Origin of the sequence: Bradyrhizobium icense (assembly GCF_001693385.1) — a bacterium.
Lineage (GTDB): Bacteria > Pseudomonadota > Alphaproteobacteria > Rhizobiales > Xanthobacteraceae > Bradyrhizobium > Bradyrhizobium icense.
The window spans coordinates 722946-745072 of sequence record NZ_CP016428.1; the positions used below are offsets into that span (position 1 = coordinate 722946).

Consider the following 22127-nt stretch of genomic DNA (forward strand, 5'->3'; position numbering starts at 1 on the left):
GCTCAAAGAGCCTTCTCGGAGCCGGCTGCAAGCTGAGCGCGCGACCGCGCGAATTTGCGCACCGCCACCGGCTTGCCGAACAGATGGCCCTGGACCAGGTCGAACCCCATCTCGTGGGCGGCGAGATAATCGGCGCGGGTTTCGATGCCCTGGGCGACGGCGCGAGCGCCGTTGTCCCGGGCCAGTTCGACGATGCGTCGGCATACCGTCTGCTTCAGCCGGTCGTCCGCGCAACCCTTGACGTATTGCTGGTCGACCTTCAGTTCGATGAACGGGAAGCTCCGAAGCTCGAGGAGCGACGGCCATTCGGCGCCGACATTGTCGATGGCGATCGCGATATTGTGCAGGCGCAGCCGTCTTGCGGCATCCACTGCGACATCCGGATGGTCGACCACATCACTGCTGTTGATTTCAATCAGAAGTCCAGCGAATGCGGGATGGGCGGGCATGGCGCGGCAGAGATCGCGCACCGCCGCCGCGTTGCCGAAGAACGATATCGGCAGGTTGATCGAGAGGTCGACCGGACCCTGGCTCTCCAGCAGATAGCGCCAGTCCTCGATCGCGCGGCCGACGACGAATTCGGAGAGCTTGCGAAAATGCGGGTCCTTCTCATCGGGAATGAAGTAGGCCGGCGGGACCACGCCCCAGGCCGGATGCCGCATCCGAACCAGCGCCTCCGCGCCGCTCGGGACCAGCGTGCGGGTGTCGATCTTCTGCTGATACCATAATTCCAGCCAGCCGGCCTTCAACGCCTCGGCGACGTCGACGGCGGGGCTTGGCGCCGGCTCGGCAGGCAGCAGCGTCGCGAGGCTGGCGCGCAGGCTCGCCGCGCCGAACGGCGTCGGCAGCGAGGGCAGCATGGCAATGCCGTATTCTTCGCCAATTTGCCTGACGGCCTTAACCATGATCGCTTCGGGTTGACCGATCACCAGAACCTTGCCGCCGAAATTTTTCCGGACGATTGCCTCGAGAATTTCGCCGACATTGATCCCGTCGGCGCACACGCTGAGCACGATCAGGTCGGGCTGCTCCGCCTGCAGTACGCCCGCCAGATCGCCGGCCTGACCGCATTCGCAGGTCACGAAACCGAGATCCTCGAGAGCGTCGGAAAGGAATAATCGAAGGTGCCTTTTGCTGTCGACGACGCACGCTCTGGGCGTCAGCTTCCGATGTCCAAAGTGCGCTGCGCGAGAATACTCGCTGAAGTTGATTTGCTCCATGCCGCCCTCCCGACAGATACCCCACTGTCAGTGGTACATCGGCGTTGAGGTCGCAATAATGGAAATTTGCGGAAGGTCACATGATTACTTCAGTAGGGTTAAAGCCGCCGACAAGAATAAAACTTTAGGGAAATTGCCGACCGCAGTGCAGCCAACCGGTGCCAAAGCTGGTCTATCCGCTGATTTCATGGGCTTCAGTGCGCTGATGCCCGGTTTGGGCAAATATCCGATCAGCCTTGCACGTTAACGCCTGTGGTCGCGCGCCGGCGCGGCGATGTTCGTGGCTTGCGAACATCGCCGCGGAGCAGCAATGCCGCGATGCAACGTCTCTTTATCCGGCAAAAAATGACCGCGGCCCTGGCAGACCGCGGTCACTACATCTTTCTTCCAGCTTCCGCTCTGCGGGCGGCGGACATCGAAGCTTAGCCGCCGATGCCTTTCTCCTTGAAGTACTTCAACGCGCCGGGGTGGAACGGGATCGGCGAGCGCTCCTGCACCTGGTTGTCGAGCGTAAAACTCTCGGCTTCCTTGTGCACGGCGACGATGTCGGCCTTCTTCTCCACCAGCGTCTTGACGATGGTGTAGGCGTCCTCGTTGCTCATCTTGTCGCCGGTGACGATCAGATTCCAGACTTCGGCAATGGAGTTGTCCTTGTCGTAGCCAGGATAGGAGCCCGCCTTGATCTTTCCGGGAGAATAGAGCTTGCCGTATTTGGCATTCATCTTCTCCGCCAGATCGCCATGGTCGATCAGCTTCATCTTCAGGCCGGGCGTGGCCGCGAGATCGGTGACCGCAGCGGTCGGAATGCCGCCGACCCAGAAGAAGGCGTCGATCTTGCGGTCCTTGACCGCGTTGACGGATTCGGCAACGCCGAGCCGCTCGCGCTTCATATCCTTGTCCTTGTCGAGGCCGGCCGCCTCGATGACGCGGAATGCCATCACTTCGGTGGCGCTGCCGGGCGATCCCGTCGAAACGCGCTTGCCCTTGAGGTCTGCCATGGTCTGGATGCCGGTGCCTTCTACCGTCACCACATGCATGCGGTTCGGATAGACCACGAGCAGCGCCTGCAGCGGCACCTTGCCGCTCTTGAACTTGTCCTGCCCTTGCAAAGCATCGAGCGCGGCATCGGCCATGGTGAAGGCAAGCTCGCTCTTGCCGGCGCCGATCAGCTTCAGATTGTCGACCGAGCCGCCGGTGACTTCGGCTGTGGCCTGCACGTTGGGCAGGTTCTTCGAGAGCACGTTGGCGACGGCGCCGCCGAGCGGATAGTAGACGCCGCCGGTGCCGCCGGTGCCGATCGACATGGTCTTCTGTTGCGCATGGGCTGCGCCGGCAAAGGCTAGCCCCAAAGCCATCGCCAGTATCGCTGTGGTTTTTCTCATTTTTGTCTCCTCAATCGCTTCTTCTCTATGTTGTGAGCGCGGGTCGCTCTGGCGACCGCGTTCTGGCCTGCCACAGCAATACGCCGAGGCCGATGATCAGGCCGGGCACATAAGTGTAGCTGATATCGCGGCCAGTGATCCATTCGACGATTGCCTCAATCAGGCTTGGGAACACCAGCAGCAACCCGGATAGCAGAAGCAGGCCGCGCTCGACCGCTGTATTTTGTCGCAGCGCCCAGTTCTGGGCAAATGCAGCCAGCGCCAGCAGCCCCAGGCTTGTCTTGATCGTGATTTCGAGAATATCGACCCACGATCCGCCTTTGGGAATGGACATCAGCAGGCCGCCGCCCTGCGGATCGAGCACGAAGACGAACGGCACCAGGAACGCCGGCAGCGTATATTTCCAGGATTGCAGCGTGGTCTTGTAGGGATCGCCGCCGGTGATGGCGGCCGCCGCGAACGGAGAGAGTGCCGTCGGCGGCGAGACCTCCGACAGGACGGCATAGTAGAAGATGAACATGTGCGCGGCGTAATCGGGCACGCCGAGCTTGACCAGCGCGGGCGCCGCGATGACCGCGCAGATGATGTAGGACGCCGTCACCGGCACGGCGAGGCCGATAACCCAGACGATCAGCGCGGTGTAGATCGCGGTCAGCAAGAGACTGCCGCCGGCATAGGCGATGACGATCGACGAGAATTTGAGACCGAGACCGGTCAGCGTCACGATGCCCACCACGATGCCGGCGCAGGCGCAGGTGGTTGCGGCATTGAGCGCGCCGATCGAGCCGTCGGCCAGTGCCTTCACCAGTTTGCTCGGCACCAGCGCGGTCTCCCGGCGCAGGAAGCTCAGCGCAAAGGTAACGACAATGGCGTAGAACACCGATAGCGACGGCGAGTAGCCGATGACCATGAAAAACACGACGGCGAGCAGCGAGATGAAGTGGAAGCCGTACCGCATGGTCATTTGGCCGAGCGACATCTCGGGCGTGAAGGTCACGTTCTTGGCATGGAATTTCTTGGCGTCCAACTCGACCATGAACAAGAGCGACATGTAGTAGAGACAGGTCGGGATGGTCGCCATCCAGATCACGTCGAGGTAGCTGATCTTGAGAAACTCGGCGATCAGGAACGCGGCGGCGCCGAGCACAGGCGGTGACAGGATCGCGCCCAGTCCGCCGGCAGCCAGCAATCCGCCCGCGGCGTTCCTCTCGAAGCCCGCCTTGGCCATCATCGGATAGGCCACGGTGCCGATCATCACGGTCGTGGCGACGCCCGACCCGGAGGGGCCGCCGAGCAGGAACGACGACAGCACCACGGTGCGGCCGGCGCTGTTCGGCTTGCCGCCCATCAAGGCCAGCGAGAAATCGATGAAGAACTTGCCGGCGCCGGAATGCTGCAGGAATGCGCCATAGATCGTGAACAGGATGATCAGCGTCGCCGACACATCGACTGCGACGCCGAAGATGCCTTCCAGCGTAATGAAGAGGTGACCGACCAGGCGGTCCAGGTCGTAGCCGCGATGGGTCCAGGGCGCCGGCAGATACGGACCGAGCATTGCATAGGCAATGAACAGTAGCGACACCACCGGCATGATCGGGCCCGTGGTCCGCCGCGTCGCTTCCAGCAGCATCACGATGAAGACGATGCCCACGATCACGTCCCAGCGGTCGGGCGTGGTAGCGCGATCGGTAAAATCCTCACCGCCCCACAGCGCGTAGACGACGGTTGCCACCGCGACGATCCCGGGAACGATGTCCCACCAGCGCACGCGGTTGCGAAACCGCGTCGCCAGCGGAAACAGCAGGAAACTCAAGATCAAGGTGAAGGCGACGTGGGTGTAGCGAAGCTCCTGGGTCGGAACGATGGCATAGGCCGCATAGAGGTGAAACAGGCTCATGACCACGGCAATCGTGGTCGAAATTCTTCCCGCCCATCCCATCAGCCGGTTGGCTGCGCCTTCCTCCGCCTCGATGTAGGCCTCCGCCTTGTGCAAGGCTTCGTCCGAAACGGCGACGACCTCGTCATTGGGCGGCGTTGTCTTGTCTGCTGCCATGCTTTCCCCGGGACCCGTTAAACTCCAAGACCCGGCTTCGGCGGGCCTTTCGCGGGCGCATTCAGTCCGGTTTGGATGGCGGTGGCAAGTGGCTTTTCGGTTTATGTCGAGGTGATTGCTCCTGCTTTTTGGACAGGTTGACCGACGGTCGCAGTCCGTTCTATTCCCGGCCCTGTATATCTCCTGATGCGCGCATGCATGCGCGCCGCAACAAAACGAGAAACCATCCGGGGAGAAGAAGTCGATGGAACGGCTCAAGGGCAAGGTGGCGATGGTGGTGGGCGCGGGGTCGATCGGTCCCGGCTGGGGTAATGGCAAGGCGACCGCCGTGACGTTTGCGCGCGAGGGCGCGCAGGTGTTCTGCGTCGACCGCAACGCAGCGGCGGCGCAGGAAACCGTCGACATCATCACGGGCGAGGGCGGCAAGGCTGCAGCTTTCACCGCCGACGTTTCGCGCGAGGCCGAGGTCGAGGCGATGGTGGCGGCCTGCCTGAAGGCCTACGGCCGCATCGACGTGCTCGACAACAATGTCGGCATCGCCGAAATGGGCAGCGTCGTCGAGGTGAACGAAGCGAGTTGGGATCACGTTTTCGCGGTCAATCTCAAGAGCGCCTACTTTGCCATGAAGCACGTCATTCCCGTGATGCAGAAGCAGGGCGGCGGTTCGGTCATCAATATCTCGTCGATCGCATCGATCCGCCATCTCGGCATATCCTACGTCACCTATGGCGCCTCGAAGGCGGCGATGAACCAGATGACGCGCACGACTGCCGTGCAATTCGCGAAAGATCATGTTCGCGTGAACTGCATCTTGCCGGGCCTGATGAAGACGCCGATGGTCGAGCACTCAGCCGGCCTTGCTGCAAGCTATTCGGCCGGCGACATCGAAGCGATGTGGCGGGCGCGCGACGCGCAGGTGCCGATGGGGCACATGGGCGATGCCTGGGACGTTGCCAATGCGGCGCTGTTTCTCGCCTCCGACGAATCCCGCTACGTCACCGGAATCGAACTCGTGGTCGACGGCGGGATAACGGTGAAGTCGAGTTAGTTTCGGGCGCAAACGCGAACTCCGATGTGCATCCGCACATCGGAGAATCTCGATGAGAGAAACCTCTGGATTCCGGGTTCGTGCTTCTCGCGCCCCGGAATGACGACCCGTCCAGCTACTGCGCCATCGCCAGGATGCCGCCTGCGAAGGAATGCCAGAGCGGGGTGACACTGATCGGCCAATTCAGGAGTTTTACCGCGATCAGCGCAATGCCGCCGTAGACATAGACCGGATGCGGCCGGCCGCGCGTGCGCCAGTCGAAAACGACGGCGGCCAGCAGCAGGAGATAGGCGACCAAGGCCGGTGGGATGGTCACGGGGACCGGCGGCGGGCCGAGCGGGCCGGGAGGCGCCAGGAAGGTGAGAAACCAGCGGGCGACCGCGGCGTCCAATAGCGAGATTCCGGCCAGCAGCATCAGGCGCTTGTGCGTTTCCGGGCTGCGGATGGCGGCAATCGCCAGCGCGAATACCACGGCAAAGAACAGGATTCCGCTGAGCGGAACGATCGCGAAGGCGATTCCTTCATCGGTCAATCCCGCCGCAGCGGAGCGCTTCATTGCGTTGACCGCGACGAGGAAGCCGAAGATCGTCATTGCGGTTGCCAGCGAGACGCCGATCATGCCGATGGTACGGTGCCGGGCGACTTTGCCCGACGCGGCGAGCCAGCTCTGGAATGCGAAATAGAGCGACCAGGCGAAGAATAGCAGGCCGTGAAAGTGCACGACCGGCGAGGCCGAGAACGATCGTTTCGCCAGCGGCAGCCAGTAGGTCGGCGCGAAGCCGAGAAAGGCGACGGCCGTGCAGGCCAGCGCCATGTAGAAGTAGAAGTAGCCTGATTGGGATTGCGCGATGGCGCGCGGCGGATGGAAGTCGGTCAATGTGGTCATGCTTGTTGAGTCCGCGAGAACTGCCAAAGGTTCACGGCAGATTTTCTCACGGATCGTATTCTTCCGTGTGTGAAGAGAATTACGTTCCCGCAGGTCACTTTTCGACCAAAGTCTGTTCTCGCGCGAACAGGAAATTTGCGGGCAGCTTGTCGAAAACGCAGGTCGCTTGCTAGGATCGCGGAGCAATCGATAGCGCTTTTCCGGATCAATTGATGCGAGGCAATCCCGATATCCGCAACCTGGTCGCGGCCTCTCTGCTGTGGATGGCGTTTGCGCATGGTGCATCGGCGACCGGGACCGAGCCAGCAAAGGATTTGCGGATCGATCCTGCGTCCTGTCTGGCTGCTGGCCTTGCACATGATCACGACAGGACGGTGCATCTCTGCGGTGCGCTGATCGACAATGCAAAGACCGAAAAGCCCGACCGCATCAAGGCGCTGATCGCGCGCGCCGCCGCCTACGAACGGAAGGACATGATCGATCGCGCCATCGCCGACTATGACGGCGTGTTGCGGCTCGATCCGGCGCACGCCGATGTTCACAACGCGCGCGGCGAACTCTGGCGCAAGAAAGGTGATCTGCCCAAGGCGGTGGCCGATTTTGCCGCGGCGATCAAGCTGAACCCGGACCACGTCGTCGCAAGAGCCAACCACCGGGCGCTGGCGCAGGAGGCGGAGCGGCAGGGCGCGCTGAAGGCGGTCGCCGGAAAGCCGAGCTTCAACTGCGGCACTGCCCGCCGCAAGGTGGAGAAGGCGATCTGCGCCAATCCCGAACTCGCCGATCTCGATCGCGAGGTTCAAGCGTCCTATATCAGGGCGGCCGCTGGGAAGATGACCCCACAGCAGGCGCGCAGGCTGCGGCGAGAGCAGGAGGAATACATCGCCCGCCGCAACGCGGAATACGGCCGGCCTGGCTATGATCTGAAGAAGGAGATGCAGCAGCGGCTGCAGCAGATCAACGGAATCGACGGATACTAGGCCGCCTCCGCCAGGCCATGGAGGACCGGAGAAGCTCAATAGCATCGCCGCCGGTAGAGCTTTAGCCGAACGGCCAAGCCCTTCCGGCTTGATCTGGCGCAACTTCCCGTGACAATGCCCTTGAAAGAATATCGCTCAGCCATCGTGGCCTGGACACGCCCGGGCATGACGACACAGGCGGGCTAGCGGGGAGTGCGCCATGAACATCCAAGACAACAGCCGCTACCACGAGGTCCATGCCCGCTCGCTGGCGGACCCGGAAGCATTTTGGGCCGAGGCGGCGCGCGAGATCGACTGGATCGAGCCGGCCAAAAAGATCTTCGATCCCTCGATGGGCGTCTATGGCCAATGGTTCGCCGGCGCCGCGGTCAATACCTGTTACAACGCGCTCGACCGCCATGTCGCGGGCGGACGCGCCGACCAGGTCGCGCTGATCCACGATTCGCCGCTTACCGATACCATCTCGAAATTCACCTACGCCGAGATGCTGAAGGAGGTGCAGACGCTCGCCGCCGTGATGACCGATTTCGGCGTCGCCAAGGGCGACCGCGTCATCCTCTATATGCCGCTGGTCCCGGAAGCGGTTTTTGCGATGCTGGCCTGTGCGCGCATCGGTGCAGTGCACAGTGTGGTGTTCGGCGGCTTTGCTGCGAAAGAACTTGCGACCCGGATCGAGGACGCCAAGCCCAAGCTGATCTTATCGGCGAGTTGCGGGATCGAGCCTGGCCGCATCGTGCAATACAAGCCGCTGCTCGACGAGGCGATCAAACTCTCCAGTGTCAAGCCGCAGGCTTGCATTATCCTGCAGCGGCCGCAGCATCTTTGCGAACTCACGGCCGGCCGCGATCACGACTGGGCGGCGCTGCGCCGCGCGGCGCTCGACGCCGGCAAGGCCGCACCCTGCACGCCGGTGCTCGCGACCGATCCGCTTTATATTCTCTATACCTCAGGCACCACGGGAATTCCCAAGGGTGTCGTGCGCGACAATGGCGGGCATCTGGTCGCGCTGAAATGGTCGATGTTCAATCTCTACGGCGTCAAGCCCGGCGAAGTCTGGTGGTGCGGCTCCGATATCGGCTGGGTGGTCGGCCACAGCTACATCGTCTACGGCCCGCTGATTCATGGCGCGACCTCGATCATGTATGAGGGCAAGCCGATCGGCACGCCGGACGCCGGCGCGTTCTGGCGCGTCATTTCCGAGCACAAGGCCGTCGCGCTGTTCACTGCGCCGACCGCCTTCCGTGCCATCCGCAAGGAGGATCCGGACGGTGCCTTCATCCGCAAATACGATCTGTCGAAGTTCCGCACACTGTTTTTGGCCGGCGAGCGCGCCGATCCGCCGACGGTGGAATGGGCGGAGGCGCAGTTGAAGGTGCCGGTCATCGATCACTGGTGGCAGACCGAGACCGGCTGGTGCATCGCCGGCAACCCGGTGGGCCTTGGCATGTTGCCGGTCAAGCATGGCTCGCCGACGGTGCCGATGCCGGGCTATCAGGTGGACGTGGTCGACGAGGCCTCCAGGCCGGTGCCGGCGGGCACCATGGGCTCGATCGTGATCAAGCTGCCGATGCCGCCCGGCTGCCTGCCGACACTGTGGCAGCAGGATGAGCGCTTCAAGGAAGCCTACCTCACCGAGTTTCCCGGCTACTACAAGACGTCTGATGCCGGCTACAAAGATGAGGACGGCTATGTCTGGGTGATGGGCCGTACCGACGATATCATCAATGTCGCCGGCCATAGGCTTTCCACCGGCGGCATGGAGGAAATTCTGGCCTCTCACCCCGATGTCGCCGAATGCGCAGTGCTCGGCATCAAGGACGCGATCAAGGGCGAAGTGCCTTGCGGCTTCCTGGTGCTGAAGGCCGGCGTCACACGCAAGCCGGCCGAGATCGAAAAGGAGATCGTGGCGCTGGTGCGCGAAAAACTTGGTCCCGTCGCAGCCTTCAAGCTCGCGATCACGGTCGGCCGTTTGCCGAAGACGCGTTCCGGAAAAATCCTGCGCGGCACCATCAAGAAGATCGCCGACGGCGAAAGCTGGACCATGCCGGCGACGATCGAGGATCCCAAGGTGCTCGACGAAATCGGCGATGCGCTGAAGGGCAGGGTGTGAGCGATCGTCGGCGTTCCGGGGCGATGCAAAGCATCGAACTATGGGGCGCCCTTGCGCCCTGAGAACCTCGAGATTCCGGGTTCGGTCCTACCGACCGCCCCGGAATGACGGTTCCTTGGGCTTGACCCGGACATTCATCATCGTCAAAGCAGGCTGCCATCTTTTCGATGGATTGCAGGGTCATCCCCGATCAAGTCGGGGACAGGCGCCCGGCAATGACGAGATCGGAAGAACGGGAGCCCCGCATGCAGTCCGGAGTCGCAAAGCATTTCGTCGCCCTCCTGCTCATCGCACCACTGCTCGCGGGCTGCCTCGAACGCGGCCAGCCGACCATGGTCGACACCAGCGCCGACGATGACGCGTTCTGTCGCTCCAACAATGTCGCGCCGGGCTCGAACGACTACGTCATCTGCCGCAAGAACCGCGACGTCCAGCGTGCCAATGCCAACGCGCGTACCGACCGCGCGCAGCGCAATCTCGCCGAGCAGATGTTGAACAATCCGACCAGGCCATAACGGGAGGCCACCATGAACGAAGACATCTTCAATACCAGCCTGCGCAAGTTCCTGAAGCAAGTCGGCGTCACCTCGCAGCGCGAAATCGAAAAGGCGGTGCGCGACGCGATCGAGACGGGCAAGCTGAAGGGCCATGAGAAGTTGCCAGCGAAGATGGTTCTGACCATCGGTGGCGTCGCGCTCACGCATGAAGTGAACGACGAGATCGAGCTGGGCTAGCCCAACGACTGTCATCACCCGCGAAAGCGGATGATCCAGTACCCCGGGAAAGCAGTGGTTAGATCGAGAGAGCGCGGCGTACTGGATGCCCCGCTTTCCGCGGGGTCGACGATTGAGTTAGCCGCGCTGTCCGCGGCCAAAAACAAAAACGCGGCAGGTTGCCCCGCCGCGTTCAACGTCAGCCGTAGCCGATAATCCCCTACTCCTCCTCGTCCTGCTTCTTGCCGCCGATATTCTTGAGCTTGGCGAACACGGCATCGACGTTGAGGTCGTCTTCCGTCTTTTCGCTCGGCTCGAATTCCGGCTCCTTCTTCGTGGTCTCGGAGGCCGGGAGCAGGGTGGCGCCGCCGTAGGCCGCGGGCACCGGCTTTTCCTTTGCCGCGCGCTGCACCTCGAAATCGAGCTCGATCTGCGAGCACAGGCCGAGCGTAACCGGGTCCATCGGGGTCAGCGTCGAGGCATTCCAGTGGGTGCGGTCGCGGACGCTTGCGATGGTGGTCTTGGTGGTGCCGACCAGGCGCATGATCTGCGCGTCCTTCAATTCGGGGTGATTGCGGACCAGCCACAGGATCGCGCTCGGCCGCTCGTGGCGGCGCGATACCGGGGTGTAGCGCGGGCCCTTCTTCTTGGCGGCCGGCGGCAGCACCACCTTGCTCTCGCCGAGCTTGAGACGGTAATTCGGGTCCTTTTCGCCCTTTTCGATCTCGTCCCGGGTCAATTGCCCGGTCGAGATCGGGTCCATGCCCTTGATCCCCTGGGCGGCGTCGCCGTCGGCGATGGCGCGGACCTCGAGGGGATGCATCTTGGTGAAATCGGCCACCTGGTCGAAGGTCAGTGCCGTGTTATCGACCAGCCACACGGCCGTCGCCTTGGGCATCAGCGGTGCATTGCTCATGGCAAATCTCCTTTGTGCCTCGCCCACCTCTTTTTGGAGGCGAAGCCTATGGTCATCGGTGATGACGGGAATTAGGGCGCTATATACGCCTTCCAACCCCTTTGGCGCAATGGTCTGCTAAAGTGCCTTGACACAGCCCGAAAGCAGTCCCAAGTCCTTATTCGAATTGGCCGTTCCCTGCCCGCCGGCAAGGGGTGATTCGGTCCCGAGATAGCCCCATGCCAGCCAAACCAGACCTCAGAATCGTGCTTTGTTCCCCCCGTGGCTTCTGCGCCGGGGTTGTGCGGGCTATCGATACCGTGGAGCGCGCGCTCGCCATCTATGGCGCCCCCGTCTATGTCCGGCACGAGATCGTGCACAACCGCTACGTGGTGGACAGCCTGAAGACCAAGGGCGCGATTTTCGTCGAGGAACTGGCTGAAATCCCCGACAATACCAACGCCCCGGTGGTGTTTTCGGCCCACGGGGTTCCCAAATCGGTGCCTGCGGATGCCAGGGCCCGCAATTTCTTCTCGCTCGACGCCACCTGCCCGCTGGTCACCAAGGTGCACCGCGAGGCCGCGATCCATTTCAAGCGCGGCCGTGAAATCCTGCTGATCGGGCATTCGCACCACCCCGAAGTGGTCGGCACGCTCGGCCAATTGCCGACGGGCGCGGTGACGCTGATCGAGACCGCCGACGATGCCAAGACATTTACGCCGAAGGATCCGAACAACCTCGCTTTCGTGACGCAAACGACGCTGTCGATCGACGATACCGCCGAGATCGTAGCTCTGCTCAAGGAGCGCTTCCCGAACATCAACGGCCCGCACAAGGAAGACATCTGCTACGCCACCACCAACCGCCAGCTCGCGGTGAAGAAGGTGGCGCCGGTGGTTGATGCCCTGATCGTGGTCGGCGCGCCGAACTCGTCGAACTCGCAGCGCCTGCGCGAAGTCGCCGAGCGCGAGGGCTGCCCGGTCTCGGTGCTGGCGCAGCGCGCCTCGGATCTCGACTGGTCGCGCTTCGAGGGCATCAAGAGTCTCGGCATCACGGCGGGCGCGTCCGCGCCGGAAGTGATCGTCGAGGAGATCATGGGCGCCTTCGCCGAGCGCTTCGAATTGCATGTGGAGACGGTGTCGGCCGCGGAGGAGAACGAGTTCTTCCCGCTGCCGCGCTCGCTGCGGCCCGAAGCTGCCGCCGAGTAGTCGCGATGGCGGTTTACACCGACGTCGCCGCCGAAGACCTCGCGGAGTTCCTGAAAGGCTACGACATCGGCGAGTTGCTCTCCTACAAGGGCATCGCCGAGGGCGTCGAGAATTCCAACTTCCTGCTGCATACCAGCAACGGCGCCTTCATCCTCACGCTCTACGAAAAGCGCGTGGCGGTGGACGATTTGCCGTACTTCCTGTCGCTGATGGCGCATCTGGCCGAGCGCGGCGTGCGTTGCCCGCAGCCCGCCCGTAACCGCAAGGGCGAGGTCTACAGCGAACTGGCCGGGCGTCCGGCGGCGGTCATCAACTTCCTCGAGGGCATGTGGCCGCGCCGGCCCAACGCCGTGCATTGCACCGGCGTCGGCGAGGCGCTGGCGAAGATGCATCTGGCCGGCCGCGACTTCCCGATGTTCCGCAAGAATCCGTTGTCGGTCGAGGGCTGGCGGCCGTTGTTCGATCTCGCGGCACCGCGCGCCGACAGCGTCGCGCCTGGCTTGCAGGACTTCATCACGCGCGAGCTCGATCACCTCGAGGCGTGCTGGCCGAAAGATCTGCCGCTCGGCGTCATTCACGCCGATCTGTTTCCCGACAACGTCTTCTTCCTCGGCGACAAATTGTCGGGCCTGATCGACTTTCCGTTTTCCTGTAACGACATCCTGGCCTACGACGTCGCGATCTGCCTGAACGCGTGGTGTTTCGAGACCGATCATTCGTTCAACGTCACCAAGGCCCGCGCGCTGCTCAACGCCTACGGCCGCGAGCGGCAACTGTCCGAGGCCGAACAGGAAGCGCTGCCGCTGCTCGCGCGCGGCTCGGCACTGCGTTTCCTGCTGACGCGGCTGGTCGATTTTCTCAACGTGCCGCCGGGCGCGCTGGTGAAGCCGAAAGACCCGCTGGAATATGTCCGCAAGCTGCGCTTCCACCGGAATGTCGCCAGCGTGCGCGATTACGGCCTGACGCAAGCGGGATGCGTCGCTTGAGCGAACTGCCTAACGTAACGGTCTTCACCGACGGCGCCTGTTCGGGCAATCCGGGCCCCGGCGGCTGGGGCGCGATCCTGAGGTTCGGCGACAAAGAGAAAGAACTGAAAGGCGGCGAGCCGCATACCACCAACAACCGCATGGAGCTGATGGCGGCGATCTCGGCGCTGGAAGCACTGAAAAAGCCGTGCGTGGTCGATCTCACTACCGACAGCCAGTATGTCCGCCAGGGCATCAGCGGCTGGATCCACGGCTGGAAGCGCAACGGCTGGCGCACGGCGGACAAGAAGCCCGTCAAGAACGTCGATCTCTGGCAGCGCCTCGACGCTGCGCTGAAGCCGCACCAGGTACGCTGGCACTGGATCAAGGGCCACGCCGGCCACGCCGAAAACGAGCGCGCCGACCAATTGGCCCGCGAGGGCGTGGCGATGGCGAGGCTGCAGCAGAGGGTGGGGAAATAGCGGGGATTCGTAGGATGGGTAGAGCGTACGCTCTACCCATCCTACACGCTGTCGTCACCCGCCAACGGGTCGCGCGAATGCGCGCCCGATGACAGGCTCCGGCGGGTGATCCAGTATTCCAGAGACGTTGAGAAAATTCGGAGAAGCCACAGCGTACTGGATCGCCCGGCCAAGCCGGGCGACGACAGTTCAGTTTGCGGTGAGCACTCCGCTCACAACTGCCCCAGCAGCGTATCGCCGCCGGAAACCTCGACCTTGCCGGGTGCCGGCTCGAGGTTGAGCTTCTTGACGACGCCGTCTTCCACCAGCATCGAGTAGCGCTTGGAACGGATGCCGAGGCCATTGCCGGAGGCATCTAGCTCCATGCCGATCGCCTTGGTGAAGTCGGCATTGCCGTCGGCGAGGAACACGGCTTCGTCGCGCTGGTCCGTGTCGCGCTTCCACGCATTCATCACGAAGGCGTCGTTGACGGAGACGATGGCGATGGTGTTCACGCCCTTGTCCTTGATCGCATAGGCGTTGAGGAAGATGCTCGGCAGGTGCATCTTGTGGCAGGTGCCGGTATAGGCGCCGGGCACCGCGAACAGCGCTACCTTCTTGCCCTTGAAAATGTCGTCGGTGGTTTTGACCTGCGGTCCTTCCGCCGTCATCACGCGAAACTTGGCTTCCGGCAGCTTGTCGCCAACTTGGATCGTCATCGTCAATTCTCCCTCAATGAGCGGTGTGTGTTTATAGCGTTTTCGAGCGAAGTGGGTACCGGTTCGCGTGAAGAAGAAGTGGGTACCGGTTCGCGTGAAGAAAACGCGTCAAAACAAGGATCTGGAGCGGACGCGCCAGACCGGGCGGGTGACCGGCACAATATTCGTCAGGCTCGAAACGGCAACGGTCGAGACCGTTCACGCTTGCGTCATCACGGCGAAAAGCCGCCTTCATCGAGGAATGCTTGCTCCTCGGGCGTGATGGCACGACCTAAAATCCGGTTGCGGTGAGGGAAACGCCCGAAGCGGCGGATGATGTCGGCGTGATGCTCGGCCCATTTCAGGCTTTCGGTATGGCCGGCCGCGCGCGACAGCTCGATACAGCGCAACTGGTCGCCCAGGTGCTCCGAATGCATGAAGGGCAGATAGAGGAATTCACGCAAGGCGGGATCGATCCGCACGTCCACGCCGCGATCGACGGCGCGGTGCGCCACCTCGCGCGCGAGGCGGTCGCTGGCGTAGGTCCTGATGTCGCCGCGGAACATGTTGCGGGGAAACTGGTCGAGCACGATGACGAGCGCCAGCGCGCCGTCATCGCTCGTCTCCCATGACGATAGTTCGCCGGCCGCCGCCTTCTGCCAAAGACCGAGAAAGCGCCGGTGCACCTCCGCATCGAAAGCGTCGTCGCGCATGTACCAGCGATCAGGGCCGGCGTCGCGCCAGAACGCCAGAATGTCGGCCGGCGCGACGGAAGCCTCGGTCATACAAGAACGCCCGGTGCGCCTTACGCCGCGGCCTTCTTCTCGTCGCGCAGTTCGCGGCGCAGGATCTTGCCGACATTGGTCTTCGGCAGATCGGTCCTGAACTCGATCTGCTTGGGGACCTTGTAGGCGGTGAGCTGCGTGGCGCAGTACTTGATGACGTCATCGGCGGTGAGGTTTTGGTCCTTCTTGACGATGAAGGCCTTTACCGCCTCGCCGGATTTGGCGTCGGCGACGCCGATCACCGCGCATTCCAGCACGCCCGGATGGCTGGCGATCACTTCCTCGATCTCGTTCGGATAGACGTTGAAGCCGGAGACCAGGATCATGTCCTTCTTGCGGTCGACGATCTTGGTGTAGCCCCGCTCGTCCATGACGCCGATGTCGCCGGTGCGGAAGAAGCCGTCCGCGGTCATGACGGCCGCAGTCTCTTCCGGCCGGTTCCAGTAGCCGGCCATCACTTGCGGACCCTTGGCGCAGATCTCGCCGGCTTCGCCGAGCGGCACTTCCTTGCCGTCGTCGTCGCGGATCGAGATGTAGGTCGAGGGCACCGGAATGCCGATCGAACCTGAGAACTGGTCGGTGTCCGCGGGATTGCAGGTCAGCGTCGGCGAGGTCTCGGACAAGCCATAGCCTTCGGACAGCGCGCAGCCGGTGACCTTGAGCCACTTCTCGGCGACGGGCTTCTGCGTCGCCATGCCACCGCCGAACGAGGTCTTCAGCTTGGAGAAGTCGAGCTTGTCGAAGCCGGGCGCGTTGAGCAGGGCGTTGTAGAGCGTGTTGACTGCCGGGAAGCTGTTTACCTGGTACTTCTGCAACTCCTTGATGAAGCCCGGTATGTCGCGCGGGTTCGGAATCAACAGGTTGACGCCGCCGGCGCGCATCGCCAGCAGGAAGCACGCCGTCAGCGCGAAGATGTGATAGAGCGGCAGCGCGCAGACGATGAAGAGCTGATCGACATGCGGCGGCTTCTTCAGCGCCGGCTGCAGCCAGGCGTCGTTCTGCAGCACGTTGGCGAGAATGTTGCGGTGGAGCAGGGTGGCGCCCTTGGAAACGCCCGTGGTGCCGCCGGTATATTGCAGGAAGGCGACGTCCTCGCGCGTGAGCTGCGGCTTGTTGAGCTTCATGCTACGGCCGGCGGCGAGCGCCTCGTTGAACGAGACAGAGCCTGGAAGCGACCAGGCCGGCACCATCTTCTTCACCTTGCGCACGACGAGGTTGACGATCACGCCCTTGAAGCCGAGCAGATCGCCCATGCTGCCGACGATCACGTGCTTGACGGACGTCTTCGCGATGACCTGCTGCACGGTGGTGGCAAAATTCTCCAGAACGATGATCGCTTCCGCGCCGGAATCCTTGAGCTGATGCTCGAGCTCGCGCGGGGTGTAGAGCGGATTGACGTTCACCACCGCATAGCCGGCGCGCAGCACGGCGGCGGTCGAGACCGGGTATTGCAGCACGTTCGGCATCATCAGCGCGACGCGGGCGCCCTTTTGCAGGCCCTTGCTCTGCAGGTAAGCGCCGAGTGCGGCCGACATCTCGTCGAGGTCGCGGTAACTGATCGACTTGTCCATGCAGATGAACGCCTTGCGATCGGCGAACTTCTTGAAGCTTTCTTCCAACAGCTCGACCAGCGACGAGTATTGGGTGACGTCGATCTCGGCTGGCACGCCGGCCGGATATTGCTTGAGCCAGATCCGCTCCATGGTATTTCCCCTCTGGTTCCGAGCCCGGCTCCGATTGCATCGGATCCGTGCTCCAAATCTTGTTTTGACGCGTTTTCGTCATGCGAACCGGTATCCACCCCCGGATCAAGTCCGGGCATGCTTCGCTCGAAAACGCTATGGCTCCCTGTTTGTCGGCCGGGCGTGCCTTGTTTTGGGCAGTATTGTGAATGCCGCCGCCGATGGCAAGCGGCTGCGCGCTATCGACGCATTCGTCGACCTAAAATCGCAGCTCGAACCTCAACGAAAACCGGCTATTTGTGCGGCTTCGTGGGCCCGTTAACCAGCCGGCTTGGTTTCGCCCTTGGGTTTAGCAGCCGCCTTGGGTTTGGCAGGCTTCGGCGCGGGCTTGTCACCGGCGGCGACGGGTTTTTCTGCGGGCTTGGCGGCTGGTTTGGCAGCGGCTTCCGGCTTGGCGCCGGCATGCCGCACCGCATCCGGCTTGGCCGCAGGTTTTGCTGCTATCGCGGGCTTGGCTGCGGCCGCAGGCTTTCCTGCAGGTTTGGCGTTGGCCTCCGCCTTTGGCGCTGCTGCGACGTCGGGCTTTTTCGCCGCAATGTGCGGTTTCTTGCCGCGCTTCGCCGGAGTCTGCTTCTCGGCATCGGCCGCGACCGCCGCGATCAGCGCCGGTCCGGTCTTGGTCGGGCCCGTATAGACCGGCACTGGTTCAGAGGGCGCCGCTGCGGCAGCGAGCAATTCCGAAGGTTTTGCCGTCGGCGGCTGCAGCCCGGCCGTGAAGAACGTCACCGCGGTTTCGCCTGTGCTGGCGTTGCCGTTGGAAGCGACGATGTCCGGGTCCTCATCGGTCGCCGGCCGCTTGCGCTTGCCGTTGCACATCTCCTCGCGCAGGTTCGGCGGCGATGCATCGATTGGAACCAGATTGTCGACGGTGCCGAGCGAAGGTTTCAGCCAGCCCAGTCCGTTGCCGAAACCGCGCTCCAGCAATTGCGCCGCGCGAATCGCTCGCTGCTGCCCCGAGGACGAGCCGAGCACGACGGCGATCAGCCGCTTGCCGTTGCGTGTCGCGGACGCAACCAGATTGTAGCCGGAGGCGCAAATGAAGCCGGTCTTGAACCCGTCGGCGCCGGGATAGCGTCCGATCAGCTTGTTGAAATTCTGCGTCACCCTGCGGCCGTAGCGGATCGAGGGGATCTGCATGAAGTATTCGTATTCCGGCAGGTCGCGAATCACGGCGCGTGCCAGGATCGCGAGATCGCGCGCCGAGGTGACCTGTTCATCTGCCGGCAGGCCGTTGGGATTGACGTAGTTCGTCTGCGTCATGCCGAGCCTCGAGGCGGTCTGGTTCATCATCGCCGAGAAACCGTCGACGGAGCCTCCGACGCCCTCGGCGAGCACCACGGCCATATCATTGGCCGACTTCACCATCATCATCTTCAGCGCGTTATCGACAGTGACCTGAATGCCCGGACCAAAACCCATCTTGGATGGCGACTGCGAGGCGGCGACCGGCGATACCGTCAAGAGCGTGTCGAGGGACAGACGTCCTTCTTTCACCGCCTTCAGGGTGACGTAGGCCGTCATGATCTTGGTCACCGAGGCGGGATACCAGGGCATGGTGGCATTGTCGGCCTGCAGCACCTTGCCGGTATCGGCTTCGACGACCAGCAGCGCTTCGGCATGCACGGCGCGCGGCGTCACGATGGCAAGCGCCATCGCCAGGAAAATCAGGTTCGATGAGGAAGCGCGAAGCAACGGGCGAAGAAGATGCACTTTTCCGTTCCGGTCCTTTGAGACCCGCCTTCGAAAAGGAGAGGTCCTGAAATCAATGTTCGGGTTTCAAGCGTGTCCGGCGCCGTCGCATTGCGGCAGGTCGCAAACCTATACCGGCTTGGCGATTCAGAACAGAGGCCCGGCGATTTAATCGTGGACGAAATGGGCGCAATTTCGGCAATAATTGAACCGCAACAGATGCTTGCGGGCCTATTTGACCTTGATGTTGGCCCGCGCATTCTCCTGCACCATGAACTGGGCCTTTGCTAGTTCCGCAAAGCGTCCGCCTTTGGCCACCAGTTCATCGAAAGTTCCGCTTTCGATCACCCGGCCATTGTCGAACATGAGGATGCGGGTGGCATTGCGGATGGTCGAAAGCCGGTGCGCGATCACAAACGTGGTGCGGCCCCTCATCACCTCGTCGAGCGCGGCGTTGACCTTGGCCTCGGTGACGGCGTCGAGTGCGCTGGTTGCTTCGTCGAGGATCAGGATCGGCGGGTCCTTCAATAGCGCGCGGGCGATCGACAGGCGCTGCCGCTCGCCGCCGGATAGCATCCGGCCGCGCTCGCCGGCATGGGTCTCGAATTTCTTCTCGCTGCGCTCGATGAAATCCAGCGCTTGCGCGCGGCCTGCGGCGATCCGCATTTCCTCGTCGGTCGCGTCCGGCTTGCCGACGAGCAGATTGTCGGCGATCGAGCGGTTGAACAGCAAGGCCTCCTGGAACACCACGCCGATGTTTCGCCGCAGTGCCGTCAGCTTCAACGCGCGAATGTCCATGCCGTCGATCTTGATGATGCCGGACTGCGGATCGAAGGCGCGATGCAGGAGCGCGATCGCAGTCGACTTGCCGGCGCCGGTCGGGCCGACCAGGGCGATGGTCTGGCCGGGCAACGCGGTAAACGAAACGTCTTCGACCGCGGGCCGTTTGCCGTCATAGGAAAACGAGACGTCGTGGAATTCGACGAGGCCGGAAAGCCGTCCGGTATCGACCGCTCCGGGCCGGTCGCGCACCGCGGGCACAGCATCCAGCACGTCGAAGAATTCCTGCAGTCTTGGGGCCTCCATGAACACGCTGTTGATGAAGCTCACCACCTGTTCCAGCTTCTGGATCAGCATGGTCGCAAAACTCACGAACATCACGATCTCGCCGACCGTCGTCTGTCCCTGCGCGTGCAGGTAGATGCCGACAGTGAAGATCGCGAGCACGGTGATGGTGGTGGAAGCACGGGTGATGACGGTCACCAGCGCCCACCAGCCTAGCACCGGCATCTGCGCGGCGAGCAGCTTGTCGGCGACGAAACGCAAGCCCTGAACCTCCGCATCGATCCGCACGAAACTCTGCACCAGTGCGACGTTGCCGAGCGCATCAGACGCGCGCGCCGAGAGATCGCTGTACTGCGCCTCGACCTCGCTCTGCATGCCGTAGGTCTTGCGTACCACCATCGTGGTCAGCGCGGTAAACACCACGCACAGCGCGAACAAGAGGATCGCCAGCCGCCAATTGATGTAGAGCGCCAGCGGCAGCAGCACGACCAGCGACAGGATCGCCGCAAAATGCTCGCGAAAGAATGCGAGCCAGAGCCGCCACAGCGCGTCGGTACCGTTCAGCATCACCTTCATCAGCCGGCCGGAATGGGTGCCGGTGTGGAAGGTCAGCGGCAGTTGCATGATGTGCTCGAAATAGTCTGTCAGCACCGCCTGGCGCTGGCGGTGCGCCAGCTTGTCGGCGTGGAGCGCGACGGCGGCGCTGCAGCCGATGGTGAAGAGCCCGAACGCGACCCAGGCTGCCAGCAGCGGCCAGGCCGAGTTCGTGGCCAGCGGCCCGGTCTGCGGCTTGCCGGAGAGCACGTCGACGATCTTGCCGAACAGTACCGGCTCGGCGAATTGCGCGCCGGCCAGGAGGAGATTGGCGACTGCGAGAATCCAGCCCAGCCGCGCCTCCTTGCCAAGCAGTTCGAGGACGCGGATGTAGAGGCGCAGCATGGACATCAGGTGAGGACTCGCAAAGACGATTCAATCGCCCATTGTAAGCAGGGATCGCTTGGGACGACTAGTGAGGCCGGGCGCATTCGTCAGGCGCATGAGCAAGCGGCGCCTCCTTTCCTCACCCTCGCCCTTGCGGGGAGGGCCGGGGAGAGGGGTAAGCCAGAGCACAGCCGATGCCGCCAGCCCGCTCCCTACCTAGCCTTGCCCCGCAAAAGAGGTGGGAATGCAGCGAGTTGCCGCACCCTGTTGGCTCAAGAGGACGACTTCGAGATACGATGCGGTCGCTTCGCTCATGCGGGCCACGGGAGGGCCGCGTGCAGCTACTCCGCGGGCGACTCGCCGCTGCTCGCGTTGGCGCGGCTTGCCAAAAATCCCAGCGCCAGTCCGCCGATTGCGAGAATCGGGATCAGCTTCTTGACGCCGATGGCGCGGATCACCTGGATGCCGGTCGCGACCAGCACCGGATCGGACAGCACCGCCTGCGCGGTGGATCTCGCCTTCGCCGCCTGCTTGGCGCGCGCCTCGATCTGCTTCTTGCGCACCATGTAGCTGCCGGCCGCGATCAGCGCGACCACGAAGAAGATGGCGGCACCGGTGAGACAAGCCTGCACGGGACCGTACCGCTCCAGCACGAACACGAAGGCGGCTGCGCACAGAAAGGCGGCCGTGACCAGCAATGCCATCGCCGCCGCTGCCGCCAGCGAAGTCAGCCGCAACGCGGTGCCGGTCGATTCCTTGAAATCGTCGATCAGTCGCTGAAACATGGCCACGCCTCGATCTGAAAACCGCGTCAACAAAACACGCCGCAGCGCTTCGTCGCCACGGGAATGCAAGAGGCGATGCGAGGCATGGCTGCCCGGCGCACGCGATCCGTCGCCAAACCTACCTACGCCACGCCACACCGATCAGAAAGCCGATCCCCAGCGCCACGGCGACGGTTGCCAGCGGACGCTGCGTGATGGCGTCTTCCAGCGTCTCCTCGATCGAAGATGCGGCGTCCTGGGCGGCGTCCATCATCGCGCTGCCGCGCTCGGACACGTCGTCGACCACTTGTTCCGCATTGGCGCGCGCATGCCGGTAGCCATGTCGCGCCTGCTTGCCGGCGGTGCCGGCAAAACTGCTCAGCGCGTCGGTGATCTGCTCGGTCAGGGCTGCGATATCGTTTTTCACAGCGGTCACATCCCGCTGCAGGCGCTCGTAGGTCGCTTTGTCCGTCAGATTCTTCATTGCGGCGTCAGACATCGAAAGCTCCCGGGTACTGAGTTCATCCGCGGAACAAACGCTCCGC

At 63.0% G+C, this 22127-nt stretch carries 20 protein-coding genes; 8 read left to right on the forward strand and 12 right to left on the reverse strand.

The genetic code is table 11. The annotated features are described in order from the left end of the window. Positions 1–2 precede the first annotated feature (2 nt). The 3 genes from LMTR13_RS03445 to LMTR13_RS03460 form a co-directional block, all read right to left on the reverse strand. Positions 3–1220 carry an EAL domain-containing response regulator gene (locus LMTR13_RS03445; protein WP_065726681.1) on the reverse strand — a complete coding sequence of 406 codons (1218 nt, stop codon included), beginning with the start codon at positions 1218–1220 and terminating at the stop codon, positions 3–5. A 422-nt stretch (positions 1221–1642) separates the two neighbouring features. Further along, positions 1643–2602 carry a TAXI family TRAP transporter solute-binding subunit gene (locus tag LMTR13_RS03455; RefSeq protein ID WP_065726683.1) on the reverse strand — a complete coding sequence of 320 codons (960 nt, stop codon included), beginning with the start codon at positions 2600–2602 and terminating at the stop codon, positions 1643–1645. 25 nt (positions 2603–2627) lie between these two features. Continuing rightward, entirely contained in the window at positions 2628–4655 is a 2028-nt protein-coding gene (locus LMTR13_RS03460) for a TRAP transporter permease (protein ID WP_065726684.1), read from the reverse strand. A 244-nt stretch (positions 4656–4899) separates the two neighbouring features. Here LMTR13_RS03460 and LMTR13_RS03465 point away from each other — a divergent pair, with 244 nt between their 5' ends. After that, positions 4900–5703: an SDR family NAD(P)-dependent oxidoreductase gene (locus LMTR13_RS03465; protein ID WP_065726685.1), complete on the forward strand. Its 804-nt coding sequence runs from the start codon at positions 4900–4902 to the stop codon at positions 5701–5703. A gap of 115 nt (positions 5704–5818) precedes the next feature. Here LMTR13_RS03465 and LMTR13_RS03470 read toward each other — a convergent pair whose 3' ends face one another. Beyond that, the gene (locus LMTR13_RS03470) at positions 5819–6589 is read right to left on the reverse strand and encodes a hypothetical protein (RefSeq protein WP_065726686.1); all 771 of its coding nucleotides are present in this window, start codon (positions 6587–6589) and stop codon (positions 5819–5821) included. A 212-nt stretch (positions 6590–6801) separates the two neighbouring features. On the opposite strand from LMTR13_RS03470, the gene LMTR13_RS03475 reads away from it, so the two are divergent. The 4 genes from LMTR13_RS03475 (at position 6802) to LMTR13_RS03490 (ending at position 10410) form a co-directional block, all read left to right on the forward strand. Beyond that, positions 6802–7566 (forward strand): tetratricopeptide repeat protein, encoded by a 765-nt coding sequence (locus LMTR13_RS03475; RefSeq protein ID WP_065726687.1) that lies wholly within the window; start codon positions 6802–6804, stop codon positions 7564–7566. Positions 7567–7765: 199 nt separating this feature from the next. Continuing rightward, on the forward strand, positions 7766–9676 hold the full coding sequence (locus LMTR13_RS03480; protein ID WP_065726688.1) for a propionyl-CoA synthetase: 1911 nt from the start codon (positions 7766–7768) through the stop codon (positions 9674–9676). Positions 9677–9921: 245 nt separating this feature from the next. After that, positions 9922–10191, forward strand: a complete 270-nt coding sequence (locus LMTR13_RS03485) for a hypothetical protein (protein WP_065726689.1) — start codon at positions 9922–9924, stop codon at positions 10189–10191. Positions 10192–10203: 12 nt separating this feature from the next. Beyond that, positions 10204–10410 (forward strand): DUF6494 family protein, encoded by a 207-nt coding sequence (locus tag LMTR13_RS03490; protein ID WP_065726690.1) that lies wholly within the window; start codon positions 10204–10206, stop codon positions 10408–10410. A 199-nt stretch (positions 10411–10609) separates the two neighbouring features. Here the strand turns inward: LMTR13_RS03490 and LMTR13_RS03495 are convergent, their stop codons facing one another. Beyond that, on the reverse strand, positions 10610–11305 hold the full coding sequence (locus LMTR13_RS03495; protein ID WP_065726691.1) for a DUF1013 domain-containing protein: 696 nt from the start codon (positions 11303–11305) through the stop codon (positions 10610–10612). A 218-nt stretch (positions 11306–11523) separates the two neighbouring features. Between LMTR13_RS03495 and ispH the strand changes: the two genes are divergently transcribed. Genes ispH through rnhA form a run of 3 tightly spaced genes read left to right on the forward strand, consistent with a single transcriptional unit; the run spans position 11524 to position 13939 of the window. Continuing rightward, on the forward strand, positions 11524–12492 hold the full coding sequence (ispH, locus tag LMTR13_RS03500) for a 4-hydroxy-3-methylbut-2-enyl diphosphate reductase (protein WP_065726692.1): 969 nt from the start codon (positions 11524–11526) through the stop codon (positions 12490–12492). A gap of 5 nt (positions 12493–12497) precedes the next feature. Next, positions 12498–13478 carry a homoserine kinase gene (locus LMTR13_RS03505; RefSeq protein WP_065726693.1) on the forward strand — a complete coding sequence of 327 codons (981 nt, stop codon included), beginning with the start codon at positions 12498–12500 and terminating at the stop codon, positions 13476–13478. Then, positions 13475–13939, forward strand: a complete 465-nt coding sequence (gene rnhA, locus LMTR13_RS03510) for a ribonuclease HI (protein ID WP_065732391.1) — start codon at positions 13475–13477, stop codon at positions 13937–13939. The genes LMTR13_RS03505 and rnhA overlap by 4 nt, the downstream gene beginning before the upstream one ends. Positions 13940–14151: 212 nt before the next feature. Here rnhA and LMTR13_RS03515 read toward each other — a convergent pair whose 3' ends face one another. The 7 genes from LMTR13_RS03515 to LMTR13_RS03545 form a co-directional block, all read right to left on the reverse strand. Further along, positions 14152–14637, reverse strand: coding sequence for a peroxiredoxin (locus LMTR13_RS03515; protein ID WP_028348108.1), 486 nt, complete (start codon positions 14635–14637; stop codon positions 14152–14154). 212 nt (positions 14638–14849) lie between these two features. Then, positions 14850–15401, reverse strand: coding sequence for a DUF924 family protein (locus LMTR13_RS03520; protein WP_065726694.1), 552 nt, complete (start codon positions 15399–15401; stop codon positions 14850–14852). A gap of 20 nt (positions 15402–15421) precedes the next feature. Continuing rightward, complete coding sequence (locus tag LMTR13_RS03525) at positions 15422–17104, reverse strand: long-chain fatty acid--CoA ligase (protein ID WP_065726695.1); 1683 nt, start codon at positions 17102–17104, stop codon at positions 15422–15424. A 297-nt stretch (positions 17105–17401) separates the two neighbouring features. Further along, positions 17402–18853, reverse strand: coding sequence for a D-alanyl-D-alanine carboxypeptidase family protein (locus LMTR13_RS03530; protein WP_065726696.1), 1452 nt, complete (start codon positions 18851–18853; stop codon positions 17402–17404). A gap of 210 nt (positions 18854–19063) precedes the next feature. Continuing rightward, positions 19064–20842 (reverse strand): glucan ABC transporter ATP-binding protein/ permease, encoded by a 1779-nt coding sequence (locus tag LMTR13_RS03535; protein WP_065726697.1) that lies wholly within the window; start codon positions 20840–20842, stop codon positions 19064–19066. A gap of 317 nt (positions 20843–21159) precedes the next feature. Then, on the reverse strand, positions 21160–21603 hold the full coding sequence (locus tag LMTR13_RS03540) for a hypothetical protein (RefSeq protein WP_065726698.1): 444 nt from the start codon (positions 21601–21603) through the stop codon (positions 21160–21162). A 118-nt stretch (positions 21604–21721) separates the two neighbouring features. Further along, a complete protein-coding gene (locus LMTR13_RS03545; protein WP_065726699.1) occupies positions 21722–22081 on the reverse strand; it encodes an ElaB/YgaM/YqjD family protein in 360 nt (119 codons plus the stop codon). Between the last annotated feature and the right edge of the window lie 46 nt (positions 22082–22127).